The organism is Chryseobacterium sp. Leaf404, assembly GCF_001424145.1.
Classification (GTDB): Bacteria; Bacteroidota; Bacteroidia; order Flavobacteriales; family Weeksellaceae; genus Chryseobacterium.
In genome coordinates, this window is sequence record NZ_LMQM01000013.1 from 133,836 (window position 1) to 149,954 (window position 16,119).

Annotated in this window: 14 protein-coding genes, 1 tRNA gene and 1 pseudogene; 6 read left to right on the forward strand and 10 right to left on the reverse strand. The window is 34.7% G+C overall.

The genetic code is table 11. From position 1 onward, the window contains the following. The first annotated feature begins 151 nt into the window (after nucleotides 1-151). A complete protein-coding gene (htpG, locus tag ASG31_RS14900) occupies nucleotides 152-2,047 on the forward strand; it encodes a molecular chaperone HtpG (protein ID WP_056034427.1) in 1,896 nt (631 codons plus the stop codon). Nucleotides 2,048-2,431: 384 nt separating this feature from the next. Here the strand turns inward: htpG and ASG31_RS14905 are convergent, their stop codons facing one another. Further along, a complete protein-coding gene (locus ASG31_RS14905) occupies nucleotides 2,432-2,728 on the reverse strand; it encodes an MGMT family protein (protein WP_056034430.1) in 297 nt (98 codons plus the stop codon). Between the two features lie 338 nt (nucleotides 2,729-3,066). Here ASG31_RS14905 and ASG31_RS14910 point away from each other — a divergent pair, with 338 nt between their 5' ends. Then, a complete protein-coding gene (locus ASG31_RS14910; protein WP_056034433.1) occupies nucleotides 3,067-3,858 on the forward strand; it encodes a glucose 1-dehydrogenase in 792 nt (263 codons plus the stop codon). 286 nt (nucleotides 3,859-4,144) lie between these two features. After that, complete coding sequence (locus ASG31_RS18650) at nucleotides 4,145-4,291, forward strand: hypothetical protein (RefSeq protein WP_185113222.1); 147 nt, start codon at nucleotides 4,145-4,147, stop codon at nucleotides 4,289-4,291. 106 nt (nucleotides 4,292-4,397) lie between these two features. Here ASG31_RS18650 and ASG31_RS14915 read toward each other — a convergent pair whose 3' ends face one another. The 5 genes from ASG31_RS14915 to ASG31_RS14935 all read right to left on the reverse strand — a co-directional run bounded on the left by ASG31_RS14915 (nucleotide 4,398) and on the right by ASG31_RS14935 (nucleotide 8,787). After that, on the reverse strand, nucleotides 4,398-5,489 hold the full coding sequence (locus ASG31_RS14915; RefSeq protein ID WP_056034436.1) for an acyltransferase family protein: 1,092 nt from the start codon (nucleotides 5,487-5,489) through the stop codon (nucleotides 4,398-4,400). A 65-nt stretch (nucleotides 5,490-5,554) separates the two neighbouring features. Then, a complete protein-coding gene (locus ASG31_RS14920) occupies nucleotides 5,555-6,526 on the reverse strand; it encodes a deoxyhypusine synthase family protein (RefSeq protein WP_056034438.1) in 972 nt (323 codons plus the stop codon). A gap of 27 nt (nucleotides 6,527-6,553) precedes the next feature. Next, a complete protein-coding gene (locus ASG31_RS14925; protein WP_056034441.1) occupies nucleotides 6,554-7,222 on the reverse strand; it encodes a hypothetical protein in 669 nt (222 codons plus the stop codon). Between the two features lie 46 nt (nucleotides 7,223-7,268). Beyond that, complete coding sequence (gene arfB / locus ASG31_RS14930; RefSeq protein WP_056034444.1) at nucleotides 7,269-7,661, reverse strand: alternative ribosome rescue aminoacyl-tRNA hydrolase ArfB; 393 nt, start codon at nucleotides 7,659-7,661, stop codon at nucleotides 7,269-7,271. A gap of 55 nt (nucleotides 7,662-7,716) precedes the next feature. Continuing rightward, nucleotides 7,717-8,787, reverse strand: a complete 1,071-nt coding sequence (locus ASG31_RS14935; RefSeq protein WP_056034446.1) for an AMP-binding protein — start codon at nucleotides 8,785-8,787, stop codon at nucleotides 7,717-7,719. A 99-nt stretch (nucleotides 8,788-8,886) separates the two neighbouring features. Between ASG31_RS14935 and ASG31_RS14940 the strand changes: the two genes are divergently transcribed. Beyond that, a tRNA-Gln gene (locus ASG31_RS14940) sits at nucleotides 8,887-8,957 on the forward strand. A gap of 541 nt (nucleotides 8,958-9,498) precedes the next feature. Here ASG31_RS14940 and ASG31_RS18965 read toward each other — a convergent pair. From ASG31_RS18965 to ASG31_RS14950, 4 genes and pseudogenes are all read right to left on the reverse strand, one after another. Further along, nucleotides 9,499-10,482 (reverse strand): annotated as a pseudogene (locus tag ASG31_RS18965) (recombinase family protein); the annotation flags it as partial. A 108-nt stretch (nucleotides 10,483-10,590) separates the two neighbouring features. After that, nucleotides 10,591-10,758 carry a DUF2624 family protein gene (locus tag ASG31_RS18400; protein WP_117585859.1) on the reverse strand — a complete coding sequence of 56 codons (168 nt, stop codon included), beginning with the start codon at nucleotides 10,756-10,758 and terminating at the stop codon, nucleotides 10,591-10,593. A gap of 141 nt (nucleotides 10,759-10,899) precedes the next feature. Further along, complete coding sequence (locus tag ASG31_RS14945) at nucleotides 10,900-11,544, reverse strand: hypothetical protein (protein WP_056034449.1); 645 nt, start codon at nucleotides 11,542-11,544, stop codon at nucleotides 10,900-10,902. A gap of 67 nt (nucleotides 11,545-11,611) precedes the next feature. Then, entirely contained in the window at nucleotides 11,612-12,166 is a 555-nt protein-coding gene (locus tag ASG31_RS14950) for a hypothetical protein (protein WP_231433764.1), read from the reverse strand. 180 nt (nucleotides 12,167-12,346) lie between these two features. On the opposite strand from ASG31_RS14950, the gene ASG31_RS14955 reads away from it, so the two are divergent. Continuing rightward, nucleotides 12,347-12,754, forward strand: coding sequence for a helix-turn-helix domain-containing protein (locus ASG31_RS14955; protein ID WP_056034456.1), 408 nt, complete (start codon nucleotides 12,347-12,349; stop codon nucleotides 12,752-12,754). 115 nt (nucleotides 12,755-12,869) lie between these two features. Beyond that, a complete protein-coding gene (locus ASG31_RS14960; protein WP_056034460.1) occupies nucleotides 12,870-15,983 on the forward strand; it encodes an SIR2 family protein in 3,114 nt (1,037 codons plus the stop codon). The last annotated feature ends 136 nt before the right edge of the window (nucleotides 15,984-16,119 follow it).

The window sequence follows — 16,119 nt, forward strand, 5'->3', positions numbered from 1 at the left end:
TTGTTGATTTGAAATACAGAAGGCAGCTGAGAGGCTGTCTTTTTTGTTTTTAAACAAAACCTCTTATTCAGGATAAAAATGCCAATCTGTCACTTTCTCTTCAATGGTATTTCTTTTGAGAACTTAAAATCAAATTTAAAAATCCCTAAAAATGACAAAAGGAAATATTAATGTTTCGGTGGAAAATATTTTTCCGTTGATTAAGAAATTTTTGTACAGCGACCACGAAATATTTTTGAGAGAATTAATTTCAAATGCAACAGACGCTACCCTAAAACTAAAACATCTCACCACCATTGGTGAAGCCAAAGTAGAATACGGAAATCCGAAAATCGAGGTGAAAATCGATAAGGAAAACAAAAAACTTCACATCATCGATCAGGGTTTGGGAATGACAGCCGAAGAAGTAGAAAAATACATCAATCAGGTTGCTTTTTCCGGAGCTGAAGAATTCTTAGATAAATACAAAGATTCTGCAAAAGACTCAGGAATTATCGGGCACTTTGGTTTGGGCTTCTACTCCGCTTTTATGGTGGCAGAAAAAGTAGAAATCCTCGCTAAATCTTATCGTGAAGAGAATCCAGCAGTTCGATGGATTTGCGACGGAAGTCCGGAGTTTTCGTTAGAAGAAACAACAGATAAAACCGACAGAGGGACGGAAATCATCCTTCATATAGCAGAAGATTCTTTAGAATTTTTGGAAGAAAGCAGAATCCGTGAACTGTTGACTAAATACAACAAATTCATGCCCGTTCCCATTAAATTCGGAACAAAAACAGAAACGCTTCCTTTACCGGAAGACGCCGCAGAAGATGCGGTTGCAGAAACAGTTGAGGTTGATAATATAATCAACAATCCTACTCCGGCGTGGACGAAAGCTCCAAGTGAATTAAAAGATGAAGATTACAAAGCGTTCTATCACGAATTATATCCAATGCAGTTTGAGGAGCCTTTGTTCAACATCCATTTGAACGTAGATTATCCGTTCAACCTTACGGGTGTTTTGTATTTCCCAAAGCTGGCGAACAATTTAAATATCGAAAAAGATAAAATTCAGCTCTATCAAAATCAGGTTTTTGTTACTGATGAGGTAAAAGGCATTGTTCCCGACTTTTTGATGCTTTTGAGAGGAGTGATCGATTCTCCGGATATTCCGCTGAACGTTTCGCGTTCTTACCTTCAGGCTGATGGTGCCGTAAAGAAAATTTCTTCTTACATTACCAAAAAAGTGGGCGACAAAATGGCGTCTTTAATCAATGAAAACCGTGAAGATTACGAGAAAAAATGGAACGATATTAAAATCGTCATCGAATACGGAATGATTTCCGAGGATAAATTCTTCGAAAAATCTGACAAATTTGCATTGTATCCAACAACAGACGGTAAATTTTTCCTTTGGAATGAACTGGAAGAAAAATTTAAGTTAAATCAAACGGACAAAGACGGAAATTTAGTCCTTCTTTACGCTACAAACGCCGATGAACAGCACTCTTATATTCAGTCTGCAAAAGATAAAGGTTACGAAGTTTTATTGCTCGACTCGCCAATTGTTCCGCATTTAATTCAGAAACTGGAAAGTTCTAAAGAGAAAATTTCCTTCGTAAGAGTAGATGCAGACCACATCAATAATTTGATTAAAAAAGACGAACCGGCGATTTCAAAACTCAATGAAACCGAAAAAGAATCATTGAAGAAAAACATTGAAGAGTCTGTTAATGACAAAAAATTCACCGTTCAGCTTGAAGATTTAGACAGCAGTGATGCACCTTTCACGATTACTCAGCCAGAATTCATGCGCAGAATGAAAGATATGCAGGCAACCGGCGGTGGCGGAATGTTCGCAATGGGCGGTTTCCCGGAAATGTATAATCTGGTCGTGAATTCAAACAGCGACTTTGCTGCAAAAATTTTAGCCAATGAAAATGCTGAAGAAAAAAACAATCAAATTAAACACGCTTTAGATCTGGCGAAATTATCTCAGAATTTACTGAAAGGAAAAGAGCTTACAGACTTTATTCAAAGAAGTTATAAGCAGTTGGAGAAATAGTTTTTTCCACTAACCCTAAACCTTCAAGGTTTTTGAAATCTTTAAGGTTCAAAATACAATAGATTATCGGCGTAGTAGTTAACTTCGCCGATTTTTTTCTGCTGAAAACCTACTCATCAAAGATTACTCATTGCTCATTACTTATTACTCATATTTAGAAGCTTTTTCCCGCTATCCACTATATCTTATTTGCGCCGGCCTCCACTTCGTTGCGTCCACCACAAAAAAGGATGCCGTTTCTATCGGGGCTAGGGAAGCGAGCTCCGGGGAATATTTATTTCCAAAAACAAAAAATTTCCAGCCAAAAGCCCCCAACATTCATTACTGAAAGAATAAAGCTGAAAGCAAATCATTATCCGCTATAAAGCGACTGCCGACCGCCGTCTAAAGTTCCTCCAAAGGATTCCAAAACAACTCTCTGAAATTCTTAATCCTGAAATTCTCCACCTCAATTCCTTCAGCTTCCAGCCTTTCCTGAAATTCCGGAACCGACAAAGTTCCCGAGCTCGAAATTACCCGATGCGCCGGAACATCCTTCGGACAGCCACCCATCGCTTTGCCGACATGACGGGAATGATTCGGAAAGCCAACTACCTTTGCAATTGCGCCATAAGAAGAAACTCTCCCTTGTGGAATCAGTTTGGTGATTTCCCAGACCTGTTTTTTGAAAAGTTCGTTCATTTTTTAAGTTTAAAACGTGTATCAAAAGTAAGAAATATATAATCGTTCTTTTTTTCTCTATACCCTAACCCTGTCAAGGTTAATCTGCACACCAAAAATAACCTTGACAAGGTTTATCAAAAAACTTTTTTATGTTTGATTCTTAACACATCCAGCTTTATCAGTGTTAATTGAGCGAAGATACCCCTGACAAAGGTTTGAGACTGAAACATTTGTATTTTATAAGGAGAAGAACTTTATAAAATATCTTCAATTAAGGTTTAACAAAAAATTACGATTTTTAGTACCACAAAGGCATCATTGTTGCATTTTGAAGCATTGAAATAAATAATAATATCATGTCAAATTTTAAAGGAAAAACAATAATCGTTACCGGTGCTGCAATGGGATTAGGATTAGCGGCAGCTGATTCTTTAGCCGCAAAAGGCGCTGATTTAACTTTGGTGGATTTCAATGCCGAAGCTCTTGGAAAAGCAAAAACAGAATTGGAAACAAAATACCCTGGAAGCAAATTTTTAACAGTGACAGCCGATGTCTCGGTAGAAGAAAATGTAAAAAATTACGTTGAACAAACCGTAAAAGAATTCGGAAAAGTTGACGGACTGTACAACAACGCAGGAATCGAAGGAAAACAGGCATCTCTGGTAGACTATGACATTAATGTATTTAAAAAAGTAATCGATATCAATCTCTTAGGAGTTTACTACGGAATGAAATATGTAATTCCGGAAATGCAGAAAAACGGTGGCGGAAAAATCGTCAACGTGGCCTCTGTGGGCGGAATCAGAGGAGTTTTAAACCAGACGGCATACGTTGCAACGAAACACGCTGTTGCAGGAATGACAAAAAATGCCGCTTTGGAATATGGTAAAGACAATATCTTAACGAATGCCATTGCTCCCGGAGCGATTTTAACGCCGATGGTTGCAGAAGCTTTCAATCAGGTAAATCCTGCAGACCCCAAAGCGGCTGAAAAAGAATATGCATCAAGAAATCCCACCAGAAAATTAGGCGACCCGAAACATGTCGGAAATTTAGTTGCATATCTTTTAAGTGATGAAAACGGATATGTTTCAGGCCAGGTAATAGCGATTGATGGCGGAGAATCTAATATGTACGGAAACCCCTGATCATGGGTAATAAGTGATGGGTAATTAGCAATTAGCAATTAGCAATTAGCAATTAGCAATTAGCAATTAGCAATTAGCAATTAGCAATTAGCAAAATTAGTTGTTTGAGTATTCAGTCAATTAATTTTATTTTTTTTAAAATTGTCTTCATTTTTGAGGACAATTTTTGTTTTAAAAAATGCTCAAACTTCCAACATCCAACATCCATCTCCCATCTTCCAGCTCCCACCTTCCAAAACTGCACATTTTTTGATTTTATTTAATCAATCTAAAAAAGTTTCTTCCCATGAAAAAGTCTGTTTTTAAATTTTTAAATAAGATCAACAAGAAAATTTTACCGAAACTGAGTGATAAAGATCCATTGAAACTGACGAAGTTTCAGAAAGGAATTTTGGCGTACAGATACTTTGTGCTGATTAATTCTATGGACTGATTTTTTTATGTCTCACGCTGATTTTACTGATTAGCAGATTTTACGAGTTTATTAAAAACTTCATGTTTAAAAATCTGCGCTTTCGGCTAAATTTGCGAGAGAAAAACTATCTAATTTTCGCAATTCCCTTTCTGCAAAGCTCGTACAGCGGTTTTTCAATCAAAAGATAGATGATAATCGAGCAAATCCAAAGCAAAACAAAATTTTTATCCGGAAGATAAAAGTACGTTTTCAGTTTCATATTAAAATAACTGAGGTGAATCAGATAAAACACAAACGAAGCATGTCCCAGCAAAATAAAAAATTTGTTGGAAAGCACTTTTGAAATCCATGTTTTTTCAGTCATCAATCCCCAGAAGAAAACAATAATTCCAACCGGTAAAAACAATTCATGAATTACTCTTCCCTCCCAACGTTCAACACCGTGCACAAAATTATTTCTGGCAAAAAACCGGATGGCAAAAATTAAAAACACAATTGAAATTCCGCCCCAAAGTGTCGGTTTTTTAATTTTATTTAAAAACTGAATTCCGCTTTCCTTTTTCATTAAATAAGCAAGCAACATTCCGAAGAAAAACTCCAGGCTTCGTCCGAAAAATGTGCTTCCTACCATAAATTTTAAAGGATACAGAAAGCCTTTCGGGTTCCCATTCAGTTCTTTCAGACCATATCCAATCCCCCATCCCAAAAGGAAAAATCCGATTAAAAATAAGATGCAGTATATCCAGCTTTTCTTTAACAGTAAAAAAAGTAGAGGCGACAACAGATAAAAGAAAAACTCCACAGTAAGCGACCATGCCTGCACAATTCCCGAAACGGAATAGCTGTCAAAAAGTGAATAAAAAAGTGAATACTGCAGAAAGTACGTTTTTACATCTTTAGAATAAGAAGTATCAAGAAAAAATGCACTCAGCAAAATCCAGTATAACGGAAAAATTCTTGCAATCCGCAGCAGAATATATTTTAAATAAGATTTTCCGGATTCTAAAGGTTTCTCTTCATACCGGTAAGCCAAAAGAAATCCACTCAACACAAAAAATATGGTAACGCCGATATGCCATTCACTGATGAAACGCATCACTTCAAAAGGAAGATCATTTCGCCAGTATTTTCTGTTGTGATATACAAAAACCATGATGGCGGCAATGGCGCGCATTCCCGTTAGAGCATCAAACTTATTTTTCTGAAGAGTTTCCAAAAGTTTTAAAACAATAAAAGGCTTATTGCTAAGCCTTTTAATTATAGTTAAATTTAATTCTAAAATTAATTTTCCAAAATGTAAGAGAACATTAATGGTGCACAGATCGTTGCATCACTTTCAACGATAAATTTCGGAGTTGTGATATCCAGTTTTCCCCAGGTGATTTTCTCATTCGGAACTGCTCCTGAATAAGAACCGTAAGAAGTAGTAGAATCTGAAATCTGACAGAAATAAGACCAGAACGGAATATCATGCATTTCCATATCCTGATACAGCATCGGAACCACACAAATTGGAAAATCTCCCGCGATACCTCCGCCAATCTGGAAGAAACCAACACCTTTTCCTGCGGAATTTTTTGTGTACCAGTCTGCTAAGTACGTCATATATTCGATACCGGATTTCATTGTTGTAGCCGTCAGTTCGCCTTTGATACAGTAAGAAGCGAAAATATTACCCATGGTAGAGTCTTCCCATCCCGGAACCACAATCGGCAAATTAGCTTCCGCAGCAGCGATCATCCATGAATTTTCTCTTGGAATTTCATAATACTGCTCCAGAACACCTGAAAGAATCATTTTGTACATAAATTCATGCGGAAAATATCTTTCACCCTTAGCTTCAGCATCTTTCCAGATTTCTACGATGTGCTTCTGCAATCTTCTGAAAGCCTCCTCTTCAGGAATGCACGTATCAGTAACTCTGTTTAAGCCCCTTTCCAAAAGATCCCATTCATCCTGAGCCGTCAGATCTCTGTAGTGAGGCACTCTTTCGTAGTGAGAATGCGCCACAAGGTTCATCAGATCTTCTTCAAGATTCGCACCGGTACAAGAGATAAAATCTAATTTTCCCTGACGGATCATTTCAGCCAAAATCTTTCCTAATTCAGCCGTAGACATTGCTCCAGCCAAAGTAATCATCATTTTTCCACCGTCCTTAAGGTGTGCCACATATCCTTTTGATGCGTCTACCAAAGCCGCAGCATTGAAATGCAGATAATATTTTTCGATAAACTCAGTAATCGGTTTGCTCATTATTTTTAATTTTTGCAAAGATAAAACTTAAAAACGGAAAGTTGCGGCAGCACTTAAAGAAAGTCGTGTTAAACCTTCTTTTTGGTCGTCAGGAAAGTTTACAGTCGTTCCACTGTATTTCATTTTACTTAATGTTCCACCTGTAAGACCTATCCTCGGACCAATAAAAACATGATTACTTACCGCGTACTGATAGCTGAAATTAATATCTGCACCAAAACTCGATCCTGTACCTTTAACGTTTCCGGTTTTTGTAGTATAAGTGATGACACCCAGTGCAACATCGTAAAAAAATTTGTGTTTTGTATCTTCCTTAAAATTGGAAAGCATATAAGAGGCACCGATAAAACTCATATTATCCTTCGTGCTGACAGCACCTGTAACAAACTGACCGTTTGTGTCCTGAACTGTGATTCTCCCATCGCTTGATGCAAAGTAACCCGAGTATTTCAAACCTATTCCACCGTTTCGATTTAAAAGATAATAAGCTCCCAGGCTTACATCAACTCCGTTTTTTAATCCTTTAATGTAATTTCTTGTTTCATTGTTAATCCCGGCAGGCATTTTTGCCAGACGCCATCCGTAACCTACCGATGGTATTATCGCCACTTTTGGAGTTTGTTGAGTTATAGTTTCCTGAGCCGAAAATAGGAAGGGTATAGCAGAAACTGCCAACAACATTAGTTTTTTGATCATTTTAATAAATTTTTCGCAAAAATACTGTTTTTCAAAATGCGGAGACTTAAAATTTAAATCTTCTGTTCTCTTTTTTGTCCGAAAGTTTCTTTTTAGTATCCAGTCTCTTCTCAACCTTTGCCTTTGACGGTTTTGTTTTATATCGGGTCTTGGGAATAACTACAGAATCATTTACAATTTCAAGAATTTTTTCAATCGCAATTTTCCTGTTCTGAAGCTGCGTTCGGCTTTCTGAAACCGTTAACTGCAAAATTCCCTCAGAATTAATCCTGTTCCTGAGTTTATTCTGAATTAAATCTTTCTGAAAATCATTAAAAAAATCAGATTCTTCTACATTCCACATCACAGTGACGGCAGTTTCCACTTTATTCACGTTCTGTCCGCCTGCGCCGCTGCTGCGGGAAGTTTTAAAGCTGAGTTCTTTGCTGAAGTCTTTCATAAGATGATGGGTGTTGGATGTTGGGAGATGGAAGATGGTGATGGAAGATGGAGTTTTAAATTCCGCTGATCAAATTTAATAATTCTTTCCGATTGACCTTTCCATTCGGCGTTCTGGGGATTTTCTCCACAAAAATAATATCTTTTGGCTTATGAAAACTTTTTTCGAATTTGAGATTTGAGATTTGAGATTTAAATTTTCGACTGCGCTCAGACTGACTATCTTTTGAACAGTCAATATCTTCTATTACTAGGGTGAGCTTTTGACCCAATACTTCATCCTTCAAACCTAAAAACACCACTTCATTTGAGATTTCTTTTTTCACCAAAGCTTCCAGTTCTTCAGGAAATATTTTTGCACCACCAGAATTAATCACATGATCAATCCGCCCCAAAAATCTGAATCTATTCTCATGTCTAATTTCTACCAAATCATTCGTCTGAAGAATCTGATCATTGAGTTTGGGTGCAGAAATTTTGAGACAACCGCGTTCATCAACAGAAATTTCGATCCCTTCGAAAGAAGTAAACCACTCCTGAGAATTTGGATAAATTTCTTTCAAAGCAATATGAGAAAGTGTTTCAGACATTCCATAAGTCTCAAAAATTTGAGATTTGATGCCTGAAATTTGAGATTGCTGACGGAAAACTTCAAATATTTTAGATTTTAAAGATTCTGAAACGGCAGCTCCGCCTATGATAAGTTTTTTAATAAAATGAATTTTATCTGAAGAATTTTCAACCTGCAGAGGCGTCATCGCACAGAAATCAATGTATTCATCTAAATCTTCCAAAGGTTTTGTGGACGGATTTTTAATAATCAGCTGTAATTTTCTTTCAATAGCTCTTACCACCATCATTTTTCCCGAAATATATTCTATTGGCAGGCAGTTCAACGCTTTATCGCCCTTTTGCAAACCTAAAAAATCACACGTCATTTCTGCGGAGTTCCGCATCTTTTCCTTTTCAATTTCAAAAACTTTGGGAACGCCTGTAGAACCGGATGTCTGTACTTTCACTTTACCGTCATCTGAAAACCATTCTTTAAGAAAATAAATTATATTATTTTCATATTCGTTTTCAGTTTGTAAATTATTAATATTGAGATTATTGAAATCTACAGTCATTTTTCCTTGCAGTTTAATAGAACTGTAAATTTAAAAAAAAATTAAAAATGATTTGCAGATAAAGAAAAAAGCTTTAAATTTGCATCACCAAAATAAAACAGACCCATGGTGTAATGGTAACACTCCGGTTTTTGGTACCGTCATTCGGGGTTCGAGTCCCTGTGGGTCTACATAGCAGGAGAAATGATTATTATTTTCGTTTCTCCTGTTTTCTTTTTGAGGTAACTCATTGTTAATCTGAAAAATAAGATTTACGATGGAGTTAATTCTGGTGGTTCGATAATGAATTCCGTCATATTCCAGTTTTTCGGGGAATATCGAACCGATAATTTTTCGTTTAACTGCAATGCCCCCTTCAGAGTATATTTTCCAAATATTTGTAAGACTTTCAATAGCCTGATCGATGAGTTTTGGAATGTCAACTTTTGATTGCTCAGGCAGAGTATTCAACTGAATTTCCAGCTTTTCAATCTGCTCTTTGCAGTCCTTTTTTATCTCAATATATTCATCATCATCTATCGTTTCAGCAAGCAATTTATTTCTTGCTACAGACAATCTTGAATTTAGTTTATCGATCTCATCTGATAATTTTTTCTTTTCATCTCTTGGTGTCTTGATAAAACTTTCATAAGAATTTAAGAATACCTTTCTGACCAATTTCTTAATGGTTTCTGTCATTTCCAATGCCTTCAATCCATTCTCAAAAGCAGAATTCACAATCTCAGCCCTGTGGCGAAAACCGCAGGTAGCATTGCAATGATAATAGTAGTACCTGTTGTTTCTGCCTTTTGATGCACTTGCCGTGACATTCTTTCCGCAATTAGGACAGATCAAAAAGCCTCTCAATGGAAAATATTCATCGGATAATATTTTGGTGTTAGGTCTGTGTATTCTCTTTTTTCCATCTAAAACATCCTGTACCCTATAAAACAACGACTCTGTAATCAAAGGCTGATGTTGACCAATAATAAAATAAGCATCTTCTTCTTTGAATTTGGGAATAAAGACTTTTCCACAATAGACAGGATTTCTGATGGCGATATGAAAAGACGTTCTGCTAATTTTCTTCCGAAGTGATTCGTTCATTTTTAATCTTATCTGATTAGAAGCATATATACCCTTAGATATTTCTTCAAATGCCCATTTCATTTTTGATGCCTCCGGTTCGCTGAGTGCAATGTACTTCTTGCCGTTTTCAGTTATTTTGTTTGCATATCCGAAAGGTGCTTTTCCCATTACACGACCTTCTTTTACAGCTCTTCTCATTCCATAAAATACATTCAATGCTCGTCGGTCGTTCTCGACTTCGGGCGCAGCCAGATAGATTGCCAGCATCATTTTGTTTTCCGGAATAGAAAGATCAAGGGGTTGTTCAACCGCTTGCGGATCTATTCCCAATTTGGTTAGGATGCTTATCATCTGATAGGCATCGCCTGCATTTCTGCTGAACCTGTCCCATTTCGTAAATAAGATCAAATTCGTTTTAGAACCTTTCTTCTTTATATCAACCAACAATTTTGTCCATTCGGGACGGTTGAAGGATTTTGCAGAATGGTCTTCGTAGACAATTCTTCCAACGGTAATATTATTCTGTGAGCAAAAGCGACATAGCCGCTCTTCCTGATCTCTTTGTGAATAGCCTTTGTCTGCTTGTTCGTCTGTAGAGACACGTATATATAGATCTGCTGTTTTCATAATGATTAAGATTTGATTTTGTGATATGATGTTGATTCTATGATCAAGTAAAAGAGATGTGGAACTAATTATATTCCAGTACTAAATGATACTATTTCGAAAAGTAGGTCATTCTTCATCGTTGTCAAAATACTTTTTGATAACGATCAATGTTAGACTGTAGAGAAATTCCATTATCGATTCGGCTTCCTCTTGTGTTACTTTCATACCTTCGCTTTTGAAGTATTCCATTACTTCCTCAATCGGGATCTTCTTAATTTCTTTTGGCTGAGACATAAATACAGAATTTCCCTAAATATAATTTAGAAAATCCCACGTATTTATTAATCGGAAAGTTATAGTATAGTTAGGCGTCAGAAGTCTCATTGTAAATAAAACTTATATTCTAACAGTTTTTTTGAGCTTTCTTTTGCTTTTTCATAGCTGATCGTTTTTAGTTTCATAATCACTATGGTAGTATATAAAGATAGCCTCAATAAATAAGCGAACCAAAGCAAACCATACCATCATATCTATATGTACACCCATTTCGGGATCGTTGTCAAAATCCAAAGTCTGTTTCAAAACAAAATCTGGGTCTTTCATATTTTCCTGATATTTCTTAAAGTAATCGATTGCTACTATTGATAATATTAGTAGGAATAGCTCACTACTACATTCCTCGGAAGTGATTGCATTTAATATATAATTGATGCTATCAAATTGAGTCACATCATCGACTTGGCATTTGCTCAAATTAACCCTATCCTTGTCAAAGTAAAAATGAATGAGTAATAACAGGCAGGACAGCAGTCCTGCCGTCTTGACATCCCGCCTGCTTGCATCTTTGATCTCAATCTTTCCTGATAACAATTTCTGCAATTCGTATTCTTGAATCAAATCAGGATAGCTATCGAGCAGTTCTGTAAGCCTGGGATTATTCAGTTGGTCACGCAGGTAGAATATACCTAATTCAAGACCTTCTCCTTGGGAATTCTGAACCAGAATACTTAACGCGATCTTAGCTTGCTCTCTTGTTTGTACAAGCTGTTTCTCTTTACTAAAGGGTGTGTTCTTTTTCATTTCAATAATTTTGCTTTAGTAAAGTTGACGAAGGAGTGAAGGATATTCTATTCCGGAAAGGGATATATTATTCAGAATTATCCTTAAATTTATCTTTGATCTTTATGACACCTCTTTCACTCATTACCTGCGCTGCATCCAGCATTTTAACAAGATAAATGTGGGGAGTGATAAGGTCATAATCAAATTCTTCCCTGTAAGGTGAAAGCGACACGTGAACGATTTCATTCAAGAAAAACTCATATTCGTCCAACGTTTTGCATTTGAATGCTTTCTCGAACACAAGAAATGGATCCTGATATTCTTCTTTGTTTAAAGATGCCTGACTTATGATCTGCCATTCTTCGGGAACTTCTTTTACCTTCCATTTTTTAGATTTGAATGTTAGCAGATAAGCTCCCCTTATAAATGATTTGACAGCAGTATGAAAATCGAAGACGTCTCCCGGACGTTCTTTGTTACAGACCTCAGCTTTGTAGACATACAGCATAACCTCGCTGAGTGTATTTTTATAGCTGTCTATAGTACAGTAGTTGAAGAAAGTGTTGATTAGCTCAAAAGGATCTTCAATTTCGTATGTTGCCCAGAAACTCGTCTCCATAGATATTTTAATCTTTTTCATTAGAATAGGTTTTGAAATGTGAGAACTAAATTCTCTTGTTGTGACTGAATAATCTATTCTTTTAGCGAATAAAATATCCGTTGTAAGGGATATTTTACAGGATAATTTTTTAACTTTACAATTCAGACGAATTAATAGAAATGGCTTTATCTTTAAGCCTTTAAAATTTTGATAACCGCTATGGAACAGAAAATACATCAAGGAAGAAATGTAAAACGCTTTAGAGAAATGCTTGGAATCAAGCAGGAAGCTTTGGCATTTGACTTAGGCGAGGAATGGAATCAAAAGAAAATTTCTCTTTTGGAGCAGAAAGATGTGATCGAAGATGATCTGTTGAAAGCAATTTCAAATACTCTTAAAATTCCTGTAGAGGCTTTCCAAAACTTTGATGAAGAACAAGCTGTTAATATTATATCAAACACATTTAATGATCAATCAAATGGATATAATTACTATCCTACATTCAATGTTAATCCTGTCGAGAAATGGATTGAAGCGTTAGATGAAATTAAAAGATTGAATGCTGAACTTTTGCAGGCAAAGGATGATCAAATCAAAACCCTCGAAAAACTTTTAAATAAAGAATAAGTAATTAGGGATAATTACTTTTTCATAAGAAAGGCTCAACTTGTAGTTGAGCCTTTTAAATACTCAAGCTTGCACTGAAATTTAAAAACTAAACTAATAATTAAAAAATTGAACGATGGAATTAGATTTTGATAAGTTTAAAAGGTCATTAATTATTTCGAAAAATGACAAATATGCTTTTCTTTTAGGTGCAGGTAGTTCAATAACCTCCGGAATTCAATCAGCTTATGATTGCATTTGGGAATGGAAAAAAATGATTTATCAAACCAGTAATAATATCTCAAATGAGCTAATTGAAAACTTTAGGAATAAAAAAAATCAAGAGATCATACAAAATTGGCTGGATAATCAAGGGAGATTTCCTCCCAATGAATCTGAAATCGAATATTCTTTTTATGCAAACGAATGCTTTCCCATTGACGAAGACCGAAGAAAATATTTTCAGAAAATTTGTTCTAATGCTCAACCTTCTATTGGCTACAAAGCAACAGCATTATTAGCCAAATCAGGTTTTGTTGATACGGTTTGGACAACTAATTTCGACGATTTAATGAGAGATGCATGTATATCGCAGCGTTTTCAATCAATCGATATAACGTTAGAAAATACTTCCAGAATTATCAATCGCGCTCAAAATAGTAGCGAATTACCAATTCTAAAACTTCACGGAGATTTTAAGTTTGGAGATTTAAAAAATACTGAAAGTGAGTTGAAGACTCAAGATGAAGTATTTCGAGAAAAAATGATCGAGTATCTTAAGGATAAACATCTTATTGTTTTTGGATACAGTGGTAGGGATCATTCTCTTATGAATACTCTGCGAGAATTATATTCAAAAGATGGTGGAGGTAGATTATATTGGTGTGGATATAAAGAAAACAAAAGTGAAATAGTCAAAAACCTGATCCTTTCTGCAAATGAAAGCAAAAAGAGAGCCTTTTATGTTGCTACCGAAGGATTTGATAATGCTATCTATCAAATTGCTCAATTACTACTAAGTGATAATATACAAATCTATAATGAGTTTGAGGCACTTGTTAAAGATGATTCAAAGAAAATTGAATCAATTCCATTTAATCTTATGCCTAAGAAAACCAACACTGTTTTAAAAAGCAATTTTTTCCCAATAGAATTTCCAAAAGAAGTTTACGTTTTTGAACACACAATTATAGGAAAAACATGGGATTTTTTAAATGAAAACATTCTACCTGAAAAAGGAATTGCAGCTGTTCCTATTGGCAACCAAATATGGAGCCTTGGTGTTGCAGAGAATATAAGTAAGCTCTTTGGTTCTTTTATTCAATCTAAGCTAGTTAGAAAACCGATAACCGAAATCACTAATAATTCTAATAATTTAATTTACCTATTTCTTTCAGCGATATGTAAGTATTATTCTTTAGAACACAAATTAAATACGGATAATAATAGAAAATTATGGAATGAAAATGACTTTAAATTCATTAAGGGACATAAGGTATACAGTGCAATTCGTTTAAACATTGAAATTATATCTAGTCAAGTATATATTACTTTAAATCCAGATTTTCATGTTGATTCTAAAGATGAAATTCACGCAATAGGTCTTGAATATTTTCATCAAATTTGGAATAGTAAATTCAATGAGTATGTTTCAAAATGGAGAGAAATTTTGTTCAAAAATTCTAACGAATTCGATTTTCCAAATAATTCAAATTCAGGCTTTACTTTTAAAATCAAAAAAAATCCAGTATTTACATTGATTGATGACTTGACCAGAAGTAATAATGAGGTTCATAATATCCCATCTCATTTGATAAGATATCGAGGTGTTAAATTTAGAGAGCCAAATTTGATTTTTAGCTCAAACAATGGTGGGAAAAGATGTTTAGAACCTCATCCAATGAAGGGTTTGGTTAATCATAAACCTTATGAAACTGGGATTGATCATTTTTTGAATAAGGAGATAAAAATGTCAGTATTGTGTATTTCTGAATATTCTCAAAAATTAAACAATTTTTTAAGAAAATTAAACACAAAAATACCTGTTAACAATCCTAAAGAAAGCTACTTAATTGATTATGAAGGATTTGATAGTATATATAATGTGAATTTGGAAATTCCAAATATAAATTCGTCTGATTGGAGAGAAATCGAAAATTTAGAACTATCAAGTGATATAAAAAATATTTCAAATAGAATTAAAGAAAATATTTGTTCCGAAATTTTAAAAATAGGTGCATCGAGAACTCAAAAGGTAATCGTAATTTTTATACCGAACAAATGGCTAAAATATACTTCTTTTTCAAATGAATATGAATCCTTTGACCTTCATGATTACATAAAAGCATTTTGTGCTGAGAAAGGTTTGACTTCTCAATTTATAACAGAAAGGACATTGTTAGATAACAAACAAGAATGCCAAGTTATATGGTGGCTCTCATTGTCATTCTATGTAAAATCATTCAGAACGCCTTGGCTGGTAGAGAACTCCACAACTGATACAGCTTTTGCAGGAATAGGCTACAGCGTTGATAAATTCAATAAAAATAATCCAATAATATTAGGGTGTAGTCATTTATATACATCTAATGGAGAAGGACTAAAATATAAGCTCTCTAAATTAAGTAATGATAAAATTCAATGGCGAGATAAAAAACCTCATCTATCATATGATGATGCGTATGATTTTGGAAGGTCGATTATCAACTTGTTTTATGAATCCATGAACGAAATGCCCAGACGGGTCGTAATTCATAAAAGGACATTTTTCACCAAAGAAGAAAGAGATGGAATTTGCGATAGTCTTCTAGAAAATGCCAATATTCAGAATGTCGATTTAATTGAAATAAATTTTGAAGATGATGTTAAATATGTGTCTAGTAAAATTAAAAATGGGAAAACAGAAATTGATGGTTATTCTATCGCTAGAGGCACATGTATTCAATTAACAAGTTATTCAGCATTATTATGGACTCACGGAATTATTCCGTCAGTGAAAAACGAATATTATAATTTTTATCCAGGTGGAAGGTACATTCCAAAACCGTTAAAAATTATAAGACATTACGGCAATAGCTCATTGGAACAAATTTCTAACGAGATTTTAGGATTATCTAAAATGAATTGGAATTCTTTAAATATGTATTCCCAATTGCCAGCAACAATATTTTCATCAAATGAGATTGCTAGAATTGGAAAACTGGTTAATAACATGGGAAGTACAGAATATGATTACAGATTTTTTATATAATCATGACATGAAGCTTTTGCATAAAGAATTTTACGCAAAACTTTTATATTAGATCTCTACAAATCTGTATTTTCACATCCAATTTTAATTTATCTATATACCATACATTCTTATAATTATAAACCTAAATTGAAAA

Excerpts from the sequence above, each read along its gene's own strand:
- htpG (WP_056034427.1), top strand. The coding sequence starts at position 152 with ATGACAAAAGGAAATATTAATGTTTCGGTGGAAAATATTTTTCCGTTG.
- ASG31_RS14905 (WP_056034430.1), bottom strand. The coding sequence starts at position 2,728 with ATGAACGAACTTTTCAAAAAACAGGTCTGGGAAATCACCAAACTGATT.
- ASG31_RS14910 (WP_056034433.1), top strand. The coding sequence starts at position 3,067 with ATGTCAAATTTTAAAGGAAAAACAATAATCGTTACCGGTGCTGCAATG.
- ASG31_RS18650 (WP_185113222.1), top strand. The coding sequence starts at position 4,145 with ATGAAAAAGTCTGTTTTTAAATTTTTAAATAAGATCAACAAGAAAATT.
- ASG31_RS14920 (WP_056034438.1), bottom strand. The coding sequence starts at position 6,526 with ATGAGCAAACCGATTACTGAGTTTATCGAAAAATATTATCTGCATTTC.
- ASG31_RS14925 (WP_056034441.1), bottom strand. The coding sequence starts at position 7,222 with ATGATCAAAAAACTAATGTTGTTGGCAGTTTCTGCTATACCCTTCCTA.
- arfB (WP_056034444.1), bottom strand. The coding sequence starts at position 7,661 with ATGAAAGACTTCAGCAAAGAACTCAGCTTTAAAACTTCCCGCAGCAGC.
- ASG31_RS14935 (WP_056034446.1), bottom strand. The coding sequence starts at position 8,787 with ATGACTGTAGATTTCAATAATCTCAATATTAATAATTTACAAACTGAA.
- ASG31_RS18400 (WP_117585859.1), bottom strand. The coding sequence starts at position 10,758 with ATGTCTCAGCCAAAAGAAATTAAGAAGATCCCGATTGAGGAAGTAATG.
- ASG31_RS14945 (WP_056034449.1), bottom strand. The coding sequence starts at position 11,544 with ATGAAAAAGAACACACCCTTTAGTAAAGAGAAACAGCTTGTACAAACA.
- ASG31_RS14950 (WP_231433764.1), bottom strand. The coding sequence starts at position 12,166 with ATGAAAAAGATTAAAATATCTATGGAGACGAGTTTCTGGGCAACATAC.
- ASG31_RS14955 (WP_056034456.1), top strand. The coding sequence starts at position 12,347 with ATGGAACAGAAAATACATCAAGGAAGAAATGTAAAACGCTTTAGAGAA.
- ASG31_RS14960 (WP_056034460.1), top strand. The coding sequence starts at position 12,870 with ATGGAATTAGATTTTGATAAGTTTAAAAGGTCATTAATTATTTCGAAA.